The following is a 15,452-nucleotide window of genomic DNA, read 5'->3' on the forward strand; positions in this document are numbered from 1 at the left end:
ATAGAGGAGCAATATGGCTACTATCTTCACCAAGATTATTGAGGGTGAAATCTCCTGCCACAAAGTTGCTGAAACCGAGCAGCATATCGCCTTCCTGGATATCAATCCCATTGCCAGGGGACACACATTGATTGTGTCCAAGCAGGAGATCGACTACTTCTTTGACCTGCCCGATGAGCTCTACCACAGTACAATGGATTTTGCACGAACGGTTTCCGGAGCTATTGACCGTGCTCTTGCCCCTTTGCGCACCGGAATTATTGTGCAGGGACTAGAGGTGCCACACGCCCATCTTCATCTCATACCATTATACAAAACACACCAGGTGATGGCGCTGGGCCATAATGTTGACGTTACCGAAGAAGAGATGAAAGAACTGGCACAAAAAATAAGCGACGAGGTGAGTGCATGAAGCTGTTCCTGATCAACGGTCCAAATTTAAATATGCTTGGCAAGCGTGATCCCGAGCAGTACGGCACAGATACGCTGGCCGATATCCAGTCGATGCTGGAGGAGCAATTCCCCGATCACGAACTCACTTTTTTTCAGAGTAACGGGGAGGGGGCAATCGTCAGTGCTATCCACGATTTGGTGAATAGCGAGTACGACGGACTCATCGCCAATTTTGGGGCATATACCCATACCTCGGTGGCCATCCGGGATGCACTGGAAATGCTCGCCATTCCCACCGTGGAGGTCCATCTTTCCAATATCCATGCCCGCGAGGAATTTCGTCACCAAACGCTAACCGGCGCCGTATCCAATGGTATCATTGCCGGTTTTGGGAAGGAAAGCTATGTGCTGGGTATCCGCGCAGTGGAAGGGTTGATTCGGAATGCGTGATTATCAGTAATGCAGTGAACAGTGTGTCAGTGATCAGGTCTAAGGTGTATAGAGTAATAAAAACACCAGACCAATACGCAATACGAATTACGCAATTACAGGGGTTTCCGGGGCAGAGTCGTGGAATTTTGAAGCTTCAAATAACAAATAACTGATTTCTAATAACCAATCTCTTTGAAGAAGCTTAAAGAACTCCTTTCCGATACGTTAATCTACGGCATCAGTAGTGTGTTGGCCCGGTTTATCGGTTACCTGTTGGTTCCCCTTCACACCGATGTATTTTTGACATCGGAGTACGGCATTGTGAGTCTGGTATATGCTGCCCTGGCTTTTTTGAATGTGGTTTTTAGCATGGGGATGGAGTCGGCTTACCTGCGGTATGCCAAGAATCGGGAAGATGCCAAAGACTTTTTTAAGACTCTCCAGCTGGGACTGGGGGGAATCTGCACTATTCTGGTATTCGTTTTGATATTACTGGCCCCGGTACTCATGCCGACAATGAACCTGGGAGCCACGGGGAATCAGAACTTGTACTGGATGATGCTGGGCATCTTGTGGTTTGATGCGATGGTATTGGTTCCGTTTGCCGAACTCCGTTTGGTGCGTCGTCCATGGCTTTTTGCGGCCCTCAAAACGGGCAATATTATCGTAAATGTAGGACTGCAATTTTACCTTATTTTGGAGCTTGGCTGGGGCATTGAGGCCATATTTTCTGCCAGTCTGATCGCCTCCGGCCTTACGACGATCGTTATTTTGTTGGTAACGGCAGACATGTTTGCGGGTTCCTGGCATACCCCGCTTTTCAAGAAGGCTCTTAAATTTGGACTCCCGTTTATTCCGGCGGGATTGGGGCACGCTATCAATGAGACGCTCGACCGTTTTTTCCTGGGCAATTATATGTCTCAGGCAACTGTCACGGAGCTATATGGCCCTCAAAATACGCCGGATGACATTGTCGGCATATATGGTGCATGTTATAAACTTTCTGTGTTTATGCTCCTGCTGGTGCAGATGTTCCGGATGGCGTGGCAGCCTTTCTTCCTTCGCCATTCCGATGATGAAAAGGCCCCTGAGCTATTCCGCGATGTGTTTCGCTATTTTAATGTTATTGCCAGTTTTGCGTTCCTCTCCGTAGCACTTTTTGCCCAGAAAATTGTGCAGATTAAAATTCCCGGCCTGGACTTCTATCTCATTGGCCAGGAATTTTGGTCCGGCCTGCAAATTGTACCGATACTGTTGGGCGCCTACTGGTTCCAGGGATGGTATATGAATTTTTCGGCCGGTATCTTCATTAAAGAAGAGACAAAAGTATTGCCCCAGATCACCCTGATCGGGGCTGCCGTTACGGTAGTTGCCAATCTGGTTTTGATTCCACAATACGGTATGATCGGCTCGGCAACAGCCACCCTTATCAGCTACGCTACGATGGCCTTCCTCCTGTATTTCCGTAGCGTCAGAATGTATCCTGTTTCATATGAGTTGGGCAGAGGAATCGGGATGATTGTTATTGCAGCACTCTGCCTTGTTATGCAGTCCCATGTTATCAATTGGATTGGATCGGAATGGACAGCCAACCTCCTGTTGTTGTTAATAGGCACTATTCTGTTCCTGCTACTCGGGTACAGGAGAGGTGCGACAACTATTAGCGAGTGATTTCTATCATTGACAGGATTTAGCATTGGGAAAGCCTGTCCAAAATTATTTCTAAACGTGCATCAAATTCAAAAGTATTATGGGACAAACAGAAAAGGTTGGCGTTTATGTGGATGCTGCAAATGTTTCGCAAAGTGGTGGATTTGGTCTTCGGTATGAAATACTCAGAAAATTTGCTACACGGGGTGGAGAGTACCCTGCTCGCCTCAATGTGTACCAGATTTATGACGCAAAACGGGCTGAAAACGATCGTTCGTACCGCGAGAAGGCAACACGTTTTGCCGAGGTTTTGCGCGATTATGAATACAAAGTAATAGAAAAACCACTAACCCGAAAAGATTCATACTCTGAAGGCGACAACACGATCAATACCGCTGTTGATGTCGATATGACAGTTGATATCCTCGAACAGGCTGATGAGCTAGACAAAATTGTGCTGTTGACCAACAAGTCCAGTTTTACCCGTTTGGTTCAGGCTGTCCAGCAAAGGGGTTGCCGTGTGGAAGTCATAGGTTTTGATTCTATTGCGGGCGACCTAAAGAGGGAAGCAGATATGTACTTTTCCGGTTATCTGATCCCCGGCCTGCTGCCGATCGAATCGCCTTATGAATGGGGACGCGTCGGTTCCCGGGTGCGTGGCCTCTGTTACGACTTCTCTCACAACGACGGGTATGGTTTTATGCGTTACCTGACCAACTTCAATGAGCAGCTCTGGATCACCGATTCACGGTTTGAGGGTTCTCCTTTTAAAACTGTGTTTGCACATGTGTCTCAGTTTGAAGACAATTTTGATACCAGTTATCTGCCCAGCCGTGACCTGATCTTTGAGTTTGACCTGGCTGAAAGTGACAAGGGGCTAGTCGCCGAAAATGTGATCCTGGTTTCGGCTCCATAGTGTTATTAGTTGATTGGTATAGTGGTTATTTGTTTTTTTCTGCAGAAAAATGAGCGATTCTCAATAGCAAAATTGTTAGCGTAGATATTATTGAATTAGGGTATCCTCAAAAACCTTTATGAAAAGGCAGGTTTAAGGATTAGCTCGGCCTTCCAAGTCCAGAAAATCCCTGCACTCAACCTTGTAAAAGTCGACTAAAGAGGAAAAGCATACTCTGTTTGGTGGCAGCAGGAGGGAATATCTGGGATTTTATGGTGAATTTTTTGGTTCGTTTTTTCTTCACGGAAAAAATGAACATACCTAAACACTACCGCTACGAGAAAAGACTACTGTAACTTTTTGAACAAGCCCAATTTAAACAGCATCTGAGGCCCTAATTCCGGGATAATGGCTATACTTTCGAGGGTTAATAAGATTTGCCTACGTTTCCTCTAAAATGGTATCAAAGAATGGGGATGAATTTGAAGAAGCTATCTGTCCCATAAAAAGCAAAAAGGCTCTGCTATGGTCGACAGAGCCTTTCTGCAAATGCAAGTAGTGAAGAAGCCTAGTTCTTCATTTTTATTGCGATTGATTAACTAGACATCAGCTTTCGGAAATCACTGAGCACTGAGTGCACGTGATCAGCTGATGTGTCTAAAAGTTGTTGTTCTTCTTCGTTTAAGTCAACCTCAATTATTTCCTTGATTCCACCGTTGCCAAGCTTAACCGGAACGCCTAAAAACAGGTCTTTCTGTCCATATTCGCCTGTCAGGTAGGCAGCGCATGGGAAGATACGGTTTTGATCCAGCATAATAGCCTCCACCATTTGTGCGGCAGCGGCGCCGGGAGCGTACCATGCAGAGGTTCCCATAAGGTTGACGAGTTCTCCGCCTCCACCTTTGGTTCGCTCAACAATTTCTTCCAGCTTGTCATCGTCAATGAACTGGGTAACCGGCATACCGGCGATAGTAGTAAAGCGGGGCAGCGGTACCATGGTGTCGCCGTGACCACCCAGCAGCAGCGCCTGGATATCCTTGGGAGATACGTCAAGCTCTTCAGCAAGGAAAGAACGGTAGCGGGCCGTATCCAGAATTCCTGCCATACCCATGACACGGTTGGAGTCGAGTCCACTTGTTTCATAGGCCACCTGTGCCATCACATCAAGTGGGTTGGATACGATGATCAGGATGGTATTCGGAGAGTGCTCAATAAGGTTTTCAGTGACGGTGCGTACAATATTGGCGTTGGTTTCCAGCAGGTCATCACGACTCATGCCCGGTCGGCGCGGAACCCCGGCGGTGATCACACAAACATCAGAATCTTTGGTTGCCTCGTATTCGACTGTTCCTGTCAGGTGGGTATCAAATTGGTGGATCGGGGATGATTCCCATTGATCAAGTGCCCGTCCCTTTGAAGGATAAATCTTATCGCCATTCTTCTCCTGAACTATGTCAACCATTACAACCTCTTTGGCAAAGTCGCGTTGGGCTATTGCCATAGAAACGGTTGATCCAACATTTCCTCCAGCTCCTACTACAGTTACTTTCATGATTTAGTACAATTTTTTAATTGGATTTAAATTTCATGAAAAGATATCGAATCGTTATCACTTTTTTAACTCTTTTTTGATATGGAGGCTGGAAGTTAGAAGTGAAAGGCTGGATGTTGGAAGATAGAAGATAGATGTTGGAAACCGGTGAAATAAATAGCCCGGTCCGCATTAGAACCCAAGGCATGAATCAAATGCTGTCTAAAGAGATTTGCATATTCTATTTTAGCCCAGCCCTCTGTTATATTTGCACTAATTGATCTGGAAGAACGAACAAGTTGAGAAGTTAGAGAATATTTCTCCCGTTCCAGCCTCCAACTTCTAATACCGTTTCCTCGAATCCATGCCCCACATCAGCTTATTGCGGAGCGTCTCAAAATAGCTTTGGTTGGGGAGTTCGATCAGGTCAATAGTAAAATTGGAACGTTTGATCTCTACCTGGAAAGGATAATCCTCGATTTCATAGATCTCACCGTCATAAGAGAAAAGGACCTCATGCTGCTGTTCCTCGACCGTAATTTTAAGTGATTTATCGGACGGCAGCACCAGCGGGCGTGTCGTCAGGGTGTGCGGGTTGATCGGCGTCAGCACCATCACGTCGGTATTCGGCATCACAATCGGGCCGCCGGAAGATAGGTTATAAGCCGTAGATCCGGTTGGAGATGCTACGATCAGTCCATCCGCCCAGTAGGTATTGATAAACATGTCGTCATATTCAGCATCCACGGTGATCATGGAGGTGGAGTCGCGCTTGGAAAACAGGAACTCATTCAGTGCGTGATAAATATTGCCGTTATCATCTTCAGCCTGCAGCAGGTGGCGCTTGTCGATGCGATAGTTGCTCTCCTGGATACACTCCAGTGCCGTTGCCAGGTTTTCTTTCTGGGTGTTGGCCATAAAGCCAAGCCGGCCGCTGTTGACGCCCAAAATGGGTTTATGGATATTCTTCATCAGCCGGGTCGTATAAAGCATAGTGCCGTCGCCTCCCATGGCAATGACAATATCGGCTTGGTTGATCGCCTCCTCCTCAGAATCTACCACCACGGCTGACTCATGCACAGAGGCATCATACAGTGAATTCAGGTCACTGTTGAAGTAGATCTTTACGCCCTGCTCATCCGCCCAGTCCAGTGCAGCTAAAAACGGATCTTTTACTGAGTATTTTTGTGGATTTGCAACAATCGAAAGTTTCATTACAGTGTAGTTGATCCTTTTTAGAGTTGGTCTATTCCGGGCATATCCGCAGTGTTGAGGTTTATCCACCAGGGATACTGGTTGAACTGTAAATTCTGAATATTTTTAATGGTCAATGTGGATTGCTTAACCGTATATGTCGTCAACAGATTGGTACTTGAATGCAGGACTTGCCCGGGATAAAAGGGGACGGAAGAAGTGGTGTATAATGCGGTGTGTCGACTCGGGGTACGAATCCGAATGATTTGCAATTTGGGTTCTCCCTGCCAGAGGTTCGCCAGTTTCTGCAGGAACCAGCGTTGGTAAGGATCTTCGGAATACGTACTGAAAATGGTCGATGCCTGGTACGTTGCCCCGGCGGGAACGGAATCGGGCGATGCCATCACCTGGAGGATATTATTTGGAATTTGGCGGCTGATTTGTGAGTAATCTATTCCAGCAAAAATTGAACGAACTCCATCATTGGAATCGACTGCATTGGGATTATATCGGAGGCTGTACGTAGTGGTTCCCCCTGGAGTACTAAAGTTGTAGTCGGTAGCATAGGCCGGCGACAAATTGCCATTTGTATTCAAAATATTGCTGAGTGTTTGCGGCCCTACCTCCGGGATAACATGGATGGTGCCGGCTGCCAGGGCTTGAAGCATATTGGATTCATTGCCTTCAACTATGACATCTACGCGGTCGAGCAAAGGGATATTCTTGCTCTGCGTATTGTAATCCTGGTTCTCGGAAAAGACATATACTGAGTCCCCAATTTGCTGGGAAAGCTGAAATGGCCCGGTACCTACGGGGTCAAAGTTTTGTGGAGTATCCTTTATCGCCTCACGCGGATAAACTGAGGCATAAGGGGATGCCATTTTTTGCAGGAAGTGGGGATCCTTCTCAGCCAGTTGGAAAACCACGGTTGTGTCATTTGAGGCCTGGATACCGCTTACGCCCTCAATCTCACGGTACGCCGGATTCAGGACATTGTGCTGCTCCTGGAAATAGGGCTCAAATCCATCGATCGCCATGAAAAGCCGGGCGGCGGCATCAGGGACGGTATTTCGGGCCATCCGCTCGAAAGCAAATTTTACATCACTGGCCATCACCTTGCGCCCCAGGCCATTGCTGAATACATCACTGTCATGGAAAAAACGATCGTTGCGGAGGGTAAAGACATATGCCAGGGAGTCTCCTGTTACACGCCAACGCTTGGCCAAAGCAGGTATAACGTCGCCCTGTTCATTGAAATCAACCAATCCCTCATACAAAATCTGGATCGTTCGTTTGGCACTATTGTTATCAGCAAACAGGGGGTCGAGCGTAGAAATAGGGTGAAGCTCGCCGATAATGAGTTGCTTGAAATCAGCAGATTCAGTTGCTTCCGTAGTGAGGCTATCTTGTTCGGGAAGATTCTGGGGAGATTCTGGGGCGTCATCAATAACAATAGTTTCCGGCTGTTTTGCACAGCTGAAGATAAGTAACAGCAAAAACGCAGCGCCAAGTAGTTTTTCAACAATTAATTTCATCAGCAACCTTATTTAATTAAAAGATTCGCGAACATGATGGATGTGAAGTATAGAATTAAACGTTTCTCAGGATTCTTTGTTTTTTAATCCCTTAATGCCTTGAACGGCCTTTTGGCTTAACAAGTTCGTTTCATAACTGCGCACTCGGCCGATTTTTCGTTGATGTTGGGTCCGTGCTATCTCAATCAGTTCCACCATCAGTTCTTCAATAGAGATGCTTGACTCTTTCCAAAGATAAAAAGAGAATGAGCCCGGAATGGTATTAATTTCATTAAAATAAAGTTCATTTGTTTCTGCATTTACCAGGAAATCGAGTCGTGCTACACCAGCAGCACGGAATGTTTTAAAGATAGTGAGCGCCATATCCTGAATTTTATTGGTCAATTCATCAGGTATATCGGCCGGGATGACGCGATCGGCTGATGCCATCCCTTTGTTACCACCGTCGTCACTCTGGTACTTATCCTCAAAAGAGAGCGTCTCCTCTTTGCCAAGAGGACGTTCACATACACTGGGTTGTGCCTCTTCGGGATCACCGAGCACCGAACAGTTGATCTCCATCAGGGGCGAAACAGCTTTTTCAACCAGCAGGTTGGCGTCATAGCGGAAGGCCGTCTCAACCGCTTCAATAAGTGATTCTCGGTCATCAGCTCTTTCCACGCCAATACTGCTGCCCAGGTTTACGGGCTTTACAATTACCGGAAAGCCGAGCTCATCAATTTCATCGAGAATTTCATCCTGCGCCTTCTCCCATTGCGATTCGTAGAAGTCGACGCTGTCTACGACGGGAATGTCGTGGGCTCGGCACATTTCCTTGGCTTTTACTTTATCCATGCCCAGGCTGGAGGCAAAAATTCCGCTGCCCGCAAACGGCAGGTTATACATATCACAGGTCCCCTGGAATGCCCCGTTTTCACCTTCCGAACCGTGAAATGCCGGAAGAACGGCGTAAATGGAATGTGTTTGGCGGGATGAGAAGAGGCCTTGTTTCTCTGTTTCCAGCAGTACCGGTTTGCCCATTTCGTTATGTGAAAAGGTACACGGCACGGCCTGCTGCACAAGCTCATCGAGATCCTGGTAGTGCTCAAGGTCCAGCAAGTATTCGCCCGTTAGCCAGCGTCCCGATTTGGTGATATAAAGTGGAATAAGTGAATAGTTTGTCTCTTCCAATGCCGATATCGCCTGCATAGCGCTCAACACTGATACTTCGTGTTCCGGGGAAACGCCGCCAAAAGCCACAAGGATGTTTTTATTCATACGTTCTATCTCCGTTCGAGATCATTTAATTTCCGGTTTAATGATAACAAAAGTAAACGCAATGATGAATTAGGAAATGGGATTCTGACTCAAAAACCATTAGTGTTCGGGGAAATTTATCTTCTAGGCAAAAAATGGCGTTTAAGTTCACTAGATTTTTTTTAAAAGGAATTCGATATGAACCTCTTTACAATAAAATCAGACTCCCACATCCGGCCTTAGTAAAGTTGACCGCCCGGAAGGGGTTTGAGAGGAGCGTAAAGAAAAAATCTGTGATTTTTTTAGCGTAACGAGGGGCCCTTCAGGTCAAGTTTACCTGAGTCGGTGAATTTTTTGGTTCGTTTTTTCTTCACTGAAAAAATGAACAGCCTGAACAAGAAGTAAGGCAATTTTAAATAGTTTTTTACCGGACAACAGTGCTTAAAAATTGAGAATTGGCAATTTAGGATTGAGAGGTATAGATTCTAAATTTATTTGGAGGGAGCCAGACGAAACTGACTATTTTTAATATGTTTTCGCGAAAGAGATTATTTCTGCTCTGTTTATTAATCTGCATTTGTGCAAAGCCCGGGGAATGTCAAATAAATGTGCGGGTAGTGTCGGAGCGCGCAACTATATACGGGGAGCCAATCCCCGATTCTGAACTAACTTTTGATGCCCGGAAAGGTGATATCTTCAAAGTGGAAGAGGGTAAAAAAGAGTGGGTTCAAATCATGATGTTTTCTGACTCCAAGAGATATATCAGGAGTTCTGATGTGGACTTTACAACCGAGCAACCAGTGGCTCCGTCTGATCCGGAAATGCTCAACAAATTTTGTGCTAAAGTAAAGACTGCGAAACGAAAAGCTACAAACGAAGCGGCCTTAAAATATGCTGAGAATATACGGCGTCAACGTATATTTGAGCGATTACTATTCGATCGATATATCCTGGAAGCCTTCAGGAAATTTGATATCCCTGCCACGAAACCCTCGAAATTGGTTGAGTGCATTGATGACAGTCCTATATATGAAAGAAGGATAAAAAATTAGCGTTCAACGTATTTTGGCATCAGCCTACCCCATTTGAGCCAGGTAATAGAGCCGCATAATCTTCAACTCTTTATAACTTATTTCCCCGTCAAGCTCTTCATGGACCGGGCGCAACAGGTCGGGGCCATGCTTTTCGTAGGCCTGCAGAACGGAATCCTGTGCCTGCTCATCAAGTCCAGAGACTTCTAAAAAGCCTTCAGGGCGGAGAGGGTTGTCCTCCTTGTAATATTTGCGAAGATGTTTGAGAATAGTGGACATTTTTACATCATATTCATCCATCAACTCATTGATAGACTGCCCGTTGTTGTAGGCCGGCCCAACCTCGTGATGTCGCTTTTTACTAAACTTTCCGGCCCGGGGGCGGGATGATCTGCGGGTTTTTGTCGCTCGCTTTTTCTTCTCTTCAATTCCGTGTTCTTCGCAGTACTGCTTGATCAGCCGTCCAAATTCATCGCCATACTTGTTGAGTTTCGCCGAGCCTATACCATGAATAGCACGCATACTCTCTTCGTTCTGTGGGAAATAATAAGCCATTTCAATGAGCGTGGTATCCGGGAAAATAACATAGGGCGGAACATCGGCTTTATCGGCCAGCTCTTTCCGTTTTTGCCGCAGCTGTTTGAAGAATGTTTCATCGTAATCGAGCTTTTCCGCTGAAGCGGCAGTGCGTGCGGAGTCTCTGTCGGCACTTTTGTTGTTGGTATTGATCCGGCCATACAGCGCTTTTCTACCTTTCAGCAGGTCTATTCCCGATTGTTTGAGCTTCAGGCTGCCGTATTCCGGATCACGCTCCAGGAAGCCATGGATAAGCAGTTGCTCGGATAGCTTCTTCCACTGCTTTTTAGACAACTCGCGCCCTATTCCATGGGTCGAAAGTTCAGTATGCCCGTGTTCCTTAACTTTTTTTGCCTCGGAGCCGCGCAGAATTTTAGTGATGTGGGTAGCTCCAAAATGTTGATCTGTGCGAACGATGCATGAGAGAAACTTCTGGGCGGGCTCGGTCAGATCCTCTACTTCCTGGGGACTGCCGACACAGTTATCGCACATATCACAAGTGTCGGAGGGATAGGTCTCTCCAAAGTAATCCATCAGGGGAATGCGACGGCACTTGTTGTTTTCAATAAACTGTAGCAGGGCATTCAGGTGCCGCTCCGCCACCTTTTTCTCTTGCCCCTGCTTCTTGTTGATAAAGTACTTGATCTTGTTGATGTCGGAATAACTGAACAGCATCAGGCAGTCGGCCTGCAGCCCGTCTCGGCCGGCGCGGCCGATCTGCTGGTAGTACGCTTCAATATTCTGTGGCATGTCGTAATGCACTACAAACCGCACATCCGGCTTGTTGATGCCCATCCCAAAGGCGATGGTTGCCACTATGATATCCACATCGTCCTTGATAAAGGCCTCTTGGTTATTGTTGCGCCTTCCCTCTGAAAGTCCCGCATGGTAGGGGCGCACCGAGAACCCTTCGTACTCCAGCTCTTCTGCCAGCTCATCCACCTGCTTGCGCGAAAAGCAGTAGATGATGCCCGATTGATTTTCATGGCGGTCCAGGAACGTCAGTACCTGGTCCAGCGGACGGTGTTTATCCCGGATTTCGAGGAACAGGTTCGTTCTGTTAAAACTGGCGATAAACGCTTCTGTTTCCTTTAGCTCCAGGGTCCTTTTGATATCATCCTGGACACGGGGAGTGGCTGTTGCCGTAAGGGCGATCGTGACTGCATCCGGGAAATTTTTGCGCACCATGGCCAGCTTTCGGTATTCTGGGCGGAAATCATGGCCCCATTCGGAAATACAGTGTGCCTCATCAATCGTAAAAGAATCAACGTCGAGTGATTTAAGAAGCTTCTTTGTTCGCGACATCAGCAGTGTTTCCGGTGCAAGATAGAGCAGGGAAACTTCGCCTCGTTTTAGCAGGTCCACATTGTGCTGGTATTCCTGTTGTGAGAGCGTGCTGTTCAGCTGCACTGCCGAGATGTTATACTCCCGCAACTGCTCCACTTGGTCTTTCATCAGCGAGATGAGCGGAGAAACAACGATCGTCAGCCCGTCAAAGATAAGGGCCGGTATCTGGTAACACAGCGATTTTCCACCGCCGGTGGGCATGACGACCAGGGCATCATTTTTTTGCAGCACATGATCAATTACTTCTTCCTGGAGGGGTCGAAATTCTTTGAAGCCGAAAACGTTCGTGAGCGCCTCTCGGGCTTGTTGCATCATCAATTGGGTTTTGCGTTAAATTTTGCGAAACGAAAAGTAAGGATATAATAAGTCAATTTTTATCTCAACTTTGGAAATACTTTTATCTGCGTAAAAAGTTTCGTTGAACCGTTGAGCTGTTGACAGTTTAGTCAAAAGTCAAAAGATCCAAGGTCGAAAAGTCCAAAGTTGAAGGTCAAAGGGTATGATTTAAATTCTCTTCATCGTAGTTGATGTTGAAGTGTATGTGTTCAAAAGTTATAACCAAGTTCGAGCTTAACACCTCGACATCCATACTTCCAACGGTTAAACATCTAAACTTTTCAACGATTCAACGAAGTTTAAACACGCTGGAGTTGTTATTTAAGCATGTGATAACTATCCTGTTACATTGTTCTAGGGAGAGATCCTAATTTACCTTGAGAGAAAAACGTCGGGCCGTGTGGTTATTAGTTGATTCATCTTGAAATTAATTTCGTTCGTTATGTTTGGGATACAAGCTCTGGATGTCGTTATCAGTCTTATCTTCATCTACCTGCTCTTCAGCCTGTTTGTGAGCGTGGTAAATGAGATTTTAAGCCAGTTTTTCCAGGTGAGGGGCAAGGAACTACGTTTCTCAATTGAGCGGATGATCGGGTATGCACTCCGAAAACAGTTTTACCAGCATCCCAAAATTAACAGGACGCAATACCGCTCCAGCATTTTTTACGGAACGCCATTATGGAAGCTATATGCCTGGATCCGGGAAAAGATATCCAGCAATATCGATTTTGGTTCCAAGGACATCGACAAGAAGATAACCAATAAAGCCTCTCCCTCGAATATCTCAACAGGGACATTTGCCGACACGCTGATCGATCTCATCCAGGATGAGGCGGCCAGGAAGGAGCTGTTTAAGCAGGCCCCATTCCTGGAAAAAATATACCAAAAGGCGGAGGGCGATGTTGAAGCACTGCGAGAAGCCATAGAAAATTGGTTCGATGAGATTATGGTGTATACCAGCGAATGGTACAAGCAAAAGCTCCGGTACATACTACTGGTGCTGGGGTTCCTGACGGCTGCGGCCTTTAATGTTGATTCAGTTTCGATCTTTAAAACATTGGCCAACAATCCGGAAACGCGGGGTCAGGTAGTTCAACAGGCAGAGGGATTCATTGACTCCCACAACCTTGAGGATGGAATAGTGGTGCCGGTGACTGTTGGGGATTCAGCCGCCTCGTCTGATACCCTGTACAGCAACTATGCCATTCGTGATTTTTTGGAATCCAGGTACGAGGCATGCGGGGGATCAGAGCAATGCAGGAAATCAGTTAATGAAGACTATCCCACGCTGGCAAGGATTGACAGCACCTACATGGAAGTGAACCGGCTTGTTCATGAAGATATTGAACAGCTCTCTACGGTGCTGGGCATCGGCTGGGGCAGTTGGAATGGTGCTACCGGATGGCTCGACTGGATTGTGAGGGTGCTGGGATGGCTGGTTACGGCAATAGCTATCAGCCTGGGGGCCCCGTTCTGGTTCGACTTGCTCAAGAGAGTTATCAACCTCAAGAATGAAATCACAAAAGAGAAAGGTACAACAACTAAAACCAAGACAGAATAAGTATGCGTAAAACCTATCGCTATAAAGACCTGGAATTTCCGGTTGCGGATGATGAGGATGTACAGTTCACTGTGGAGTTCGTTTCGGATGGAAATATGGTGCAAACCGTGGTAAATACACCCGGCGACAATGATCCCGAAATTGATGGAGAAGGTACAAAACTCCTTGGCAAAGGGGCGGACCTGCGAGGTACCCAGACGATCTGTTTCTCTGACGCGGCAAATCCTGTGCCCAACGAGGATCACATTCGAATCAACTTTAAGATAAATGACAAGCTGCTCGTTGAGCATTCAAACGAAAAATCGGAAGAGGAGCGCCCCTACATTGTATTGGCAATTAAATTTCCCACCGTATGAGACGCTTGGTACTAGGACTTTGCATCAGCTTTCTGGCAACGGCTTCGTATGCACAGGAACGACTTACGGACATTAGCGCCCCCACTTCTCCCGCTTCAGCACTTCTCGGCGTGCAGCCTCAATCGGTGTTATCGCCCAAATCTTACGGGGCGTTGGAGACGGCACTGTACTCCAATTTTATTAATAGCGCAGGAGAAACAGTCCTGCCCAACGATTTTGGTCTCGAGTTCACCCCGTATTGGGCCAGTGATCACAGTCTTACTATTGAGGAGTATCTCTACCCACAGGATGTGTGGAAGGGCCAGATTGTCCGCAATTCATCTTTTTCGATGGCGTCTACTCAAAATTTTCGTCTTGGCGACAGCACCGCCACCAGCGGACTGGGCTTTGGGTATCGTACTACTCTTTATTTTGGGAATAAAAAAGATCGCGAAGTAGTAACCCAATTCCGACAGCAGATTGCAAAAAACCAGAAAGTGCAGGCCAGGATCGGGGCGGAGGCGAACCAGCTGGTTTTTCAGCCGGAGATCCAGGGCAGGACTGATTTTCTCAATGCCATCCGCCCTGTGATAGCAAAGGCACTTCAGGATGTTTACGAGGAGGATTCCACGCAGTTGGTTGAAGAACAGGTTAATACCATCTTGGCAGACAGTAGCAGCCTTCCCACGTATGATAGCGACAACCTGGATGCGTTCTTGGATGCGTTTATGAATATGGTGGACCAGAATTTGGTTGATGCAGACAGGAAGCTGAATGCCCAGGCAGTTTTCGATAATTTTAAGGGCTATATCAAAAACCGGCAGGGATTCTCTGTGGATGTGGCCTACGGCGTTTTCCTTAACTTCCCCGCCAGCAATTTTAAATCGGCTGTTGCTCCCCGCCACTCGTTCTGGGTTACCCCGTCTTACCGGTTCAAGGATGAGCTGAGCAGATTGAAAGTGATGGGCGTTTTTCGTTTTGAGACCTACAACACCGGTTATTATAAAGAGTATTTTCCCAGCTCCCAGGTTTTCGAACATAATATTGACTATGGGATCGCCGTCTCGGGAGAGTTCGATCGCTTTTCACTCCAGCTGGAGGCCGTGGGCCGCAGCAGCAATTCGCTTGTCCCCGCGGGCACTGATAACACCGGCAACCAGCTGTTTCGCAAAGACAGCCGCTCCGACTTCCAGGCGATCGGGACCTTCGTGTATCGACTGAACGACCGGCTGGCCCTAACCTACAGCCTTGGCGACAGCTTCGAGCCGATCTTTAATGCTGAGAATACCTTGGTCTCCCTGGTCTCGCTCAATTTCGGGTTTGGAGGCCCAACGCGGCAGGATTTAAGTGAGTAGGGCAGTTGATTGTCGTTAGCTCGATATAAAGATCAAGCTGGGCCG

Annotated in this window: 14 protein-coding genes; 8 read left to right on the top strand and 6 right to left on the bottom strand. The window is 47.0% G+C overall.

All coding sequences use genetic code 11. The features are described from left to right. Positions 1-13 precede the first annotated feature (13 nt). The 4 genes from NC796_RS15080 to NC796_RS15095 all read left to right on the top strand — a co-directional run bounded on the left by NC796_RS15080 (position 14) and on the right by NC796_RS15095 (position 3,391). A complete protein-coding gene (locus tag NC796_RS15080) occupies positions 14-412 on the top strand; it encodes an HIT family protein (RefSeq protein WP_310685541.1) in 399 nt (132 codons plus the stop codon). Next, complete coding sequence (aroQ, locus tag NC796_RS15085) at positions 409-843, top strand: type II 3-dehydroquinate dehydratase (protein WP_310685542.1); 435 nt, start codon at positions 409-411, stop codon at positions 841-843. Before NC796_RS15080 ends, aroQ begins: the two co-directional genes overlap by 4 nt. A gap of 174 nt (positions 844-1,017) precedes the next feature. Beyond that, positions 1,018-2,496 (top strand): polysaccharide biosynthesis C-terminal domain-containing protein, encoded by a 1,479-nt coding sequence (locus tag NC796_RS15090; RefSeq protein ID WP_310685544.1) that lies wholly within the window; start codon positions 1,018-1,020, stop codon positions 2,494-2,496. Between the two features lie 79 nt (positions 2,497-2,575). Beyond that, complete coding sequence (locus tag NC796_RS15095; RefSeq protein WP_310685545.1) at positions 2,576-3,391, top strand: NYN domain-containing protein; 816 nt, start codon at positions 2,576-2,578, stop codon at positions 3,389-3,391. A 574-nt stretch (positions 3,392-3,965) separates the two neighbouring features. Here NC796_RS15095 and mdh read toward each other — a convergent pair. From mdh to NC796_RS15115, 5 genes are all read right to left on the bottom strand, one after another. After that, positions 3,966-4,922: a malate dehydrogenase gene (gene mdh, locus NC796_RS15100; protein WP_310685547.1), complete on the bottom strand. Its 957-nt coding sequence runs from the start codon at positions 4,920-4,922 to the stop codon at positions 3,966-3,968. Positions 4,923-5,017: 95 nt separating this feature from the next. Further along, complete coding sequence (locus tag NC796_RS26830) at positions 5,018-5,263, bottom strand: four helix bundle protein (RefSeq protein ID WP_409070384.1); 246 nt, start codon at positions 5,261-5,263, stop codon at positions 5,018-5,020. Then, positions 5,244-6,116: an NAD(+)/NADH kinase gene (locus tag NC796_RS15105; RefSeq protein ID WP_310685548.1), complete on the bottom strand. Its 873-nt coding sequence runs from the start codon at positions 6,114-6,116 to the stop codon at positions 5,244-5,246. Before NC796_RS15105 ends, NC796_RS26830 begins: the two co-directional genes overlap by 20 nt. 20 nt (positions 6,117-6,136) lie before the next feature. Continuing rightward, a complete protein-coding gene (locus NC796_RS15110; RefSeq protein ID WP_310685549.1) occupies positions 6,137-7,630 on the bottom strand; it encodes an ABC transporter substrate-binding protein in 1,494 nt (497 codons plus the stop codon). A 66-nt stretch (positions 7,631-7,696) separates the two neighbouring features. Beyond that, complete coding sequence (locus tag NC796_RS15115) at positions 7,697-8,887, bottom strand: D-alanine--D-alanine ligase family protein (RefSeq protein WP_310685551.1); 1,191 nt, start codon at positions 8,885-8,887, stop codon at positions 7,697-7,699. A gap of 596 nt (positions 8,888-9,483) precedes the next feature. Here NC796_RS15115 and NC796_RS15120 point away from each other — a divergent pair. Next, on the top strand, positions 9,484-9,918 hold the full coding sequence (locus NC796_RS15120) for a hypothetical protein (RefSeq protein WP_310685552.1): 435 nt from the start codon (positions 9,484-9,486) through the stop codon (positions 9,916-9,918). A 24-nt stretch (positions 9,919-9,942) separates the two neighbouring features. Here the strand turns inward: NC796_RS15120 and recQ are convergent, their stop codons facing one another. Continuing rightward, positions 9,943-12,135 (bottom strand): DNA helicase RecQ, encoded by a 2,193-nt coding sequence (gene recQ / locus NC796_RS15125; RefSeq protein WP_310685553.1) that lies wholly within the window; start codon positions 12,133-12,135, stop codon positions 9,943-9,945. Between the two features lie 463 nt (positions 12,136-12,598). On the opposite strand from recQ, the gene NC796_RS15130 reads away from it, so the two are divergent. From NC796_RS15130 to NC796_RS15140, 3 genes are read left to right on the top strand one after another with little or no spacing between them, the layout of a single operon-like run. After that, a complete protein-coding gene (locus NC796_RS15130; RefSeq protein WP_310685554.1) occupies positions 12,599-13,717 on the top strand; it encodes a hypothetical protein in 1,119 nt (372 codons plus the stop codon). Between the two features lie 2 nt (positions 13,718-13,719). Then, entirely contained in the window at positions 13,720-14,073 is a 354-nt protein-coding gene (locus NC796_RS15135; protein WP_310685555.1) for a hypothetical protein, read from the top strand. Continuing rightward, positions 14,070-15,407 carry a hypothetical protein gene (locus NC796_RS15140; RefSeq protein WP_310685557.1) on the top strand — a complete coding sequence of 446 codons (1,338 nt, stop codon included), beginning with the start codon at positions 14,070-14,072 and terminating at the stop codon, positions 15,405-15,407. The genes NC796_RS15135 and NC796_RS15140 overlap by 4 nt, the downstream gene beginning before the upstream one ends. The last annotated feature ends 45 nt before the right edge of the window (positions 15,408-15,452 follow it).

This window comes from Aliifodinibius sp. S!AR15-10 (genome assembly GCF_031569985.1).
Taxonomy (GTDB): domain Bacteria; phylum Bacteroidota; class Rhodothermia; order Balneolales; family Balneolaceae; genus JAMQKA01.

Excerpts from the sequence above, each read along its gene's own strand:
- NC796_RS15080 (WP_310685541.1), top strand. The coding sequence starts at position 14 with ATGGCTACTATCTTCACCAAGATTATTGAGGGTGAAATCTCCTGCCAC.
- aroQ (WP_310685542.1), top strand. The coding sequence starts at position 409 with ATGAAGCTGTTCCTGATCAACGGTCCAAATTTAAATATGCTTGGCAAG.
- NC796_RS15095 (WP_310685545.1), top strand. The coding sequence starts at position 2,576 with ATGGGACAAACAGAAAAGGTTGGCGTTTATGTGGATGCTGCAAATGTT.
- mdh (WP_310685547.1), bottom strand. The coding sequence starts at position 4,922 with ATGAAAGTAACTGTAGTAGGAGCTGGAGGAAATGTTGGATCAACCGTT.
- NC796_RS15105 (WP_310685548.1), bottom strand. The coding sequence starts at position 6,116 with ATGAAACTTTCGATTGTTGCAAATCCACAAAAATACTCAGTAAAAGAT.
- NC796_RS15110 (WP_310685549.1), bottom strand. The coding sequence starts at position 7,630 with ATGAAATTAATTGTTGAAAAACTACTTGGCGCTGCGTTTTTGCTGTTA.
- NC796_RS15115 (WP_310685551.1), bottom strand. The coding sequence starts at position 8,887 with ATGAATAAAAACATCCTTGTGGCTTTTGGCGGCGTTTCCCCGGAACAC.
- recQ (WP_310685553.1), bottom strand. The coding sequence starts at position 12,135 with ATGATGCAACAAGCCCGAGAGGCGCTCACGAACGTTTTCGGCTTCAAA.
- NC796_RS15130 (WP_310685554.1), top strand. The coding sequence starts at position 12,599 with ATGTTTGGGATACAAGCTCTGGATGTCGTTATCAGTCTTATCTTCATC.
- NC796_RS15135 (WP_310685555.1), top strand. The coding sequence starts at position 13,720 with ATGCGTAAAACCTATCGCTATAAAGACCTGGAATTTCCGGTTGCGGAT.
- NC796_RS15140 (WP_310685557.1), top strand. The coding sequence starts at position 14,070 with ATGAGACGCTTGGTACTAGGACTTTGCATCAGCTTTCTGGCAACGGCT.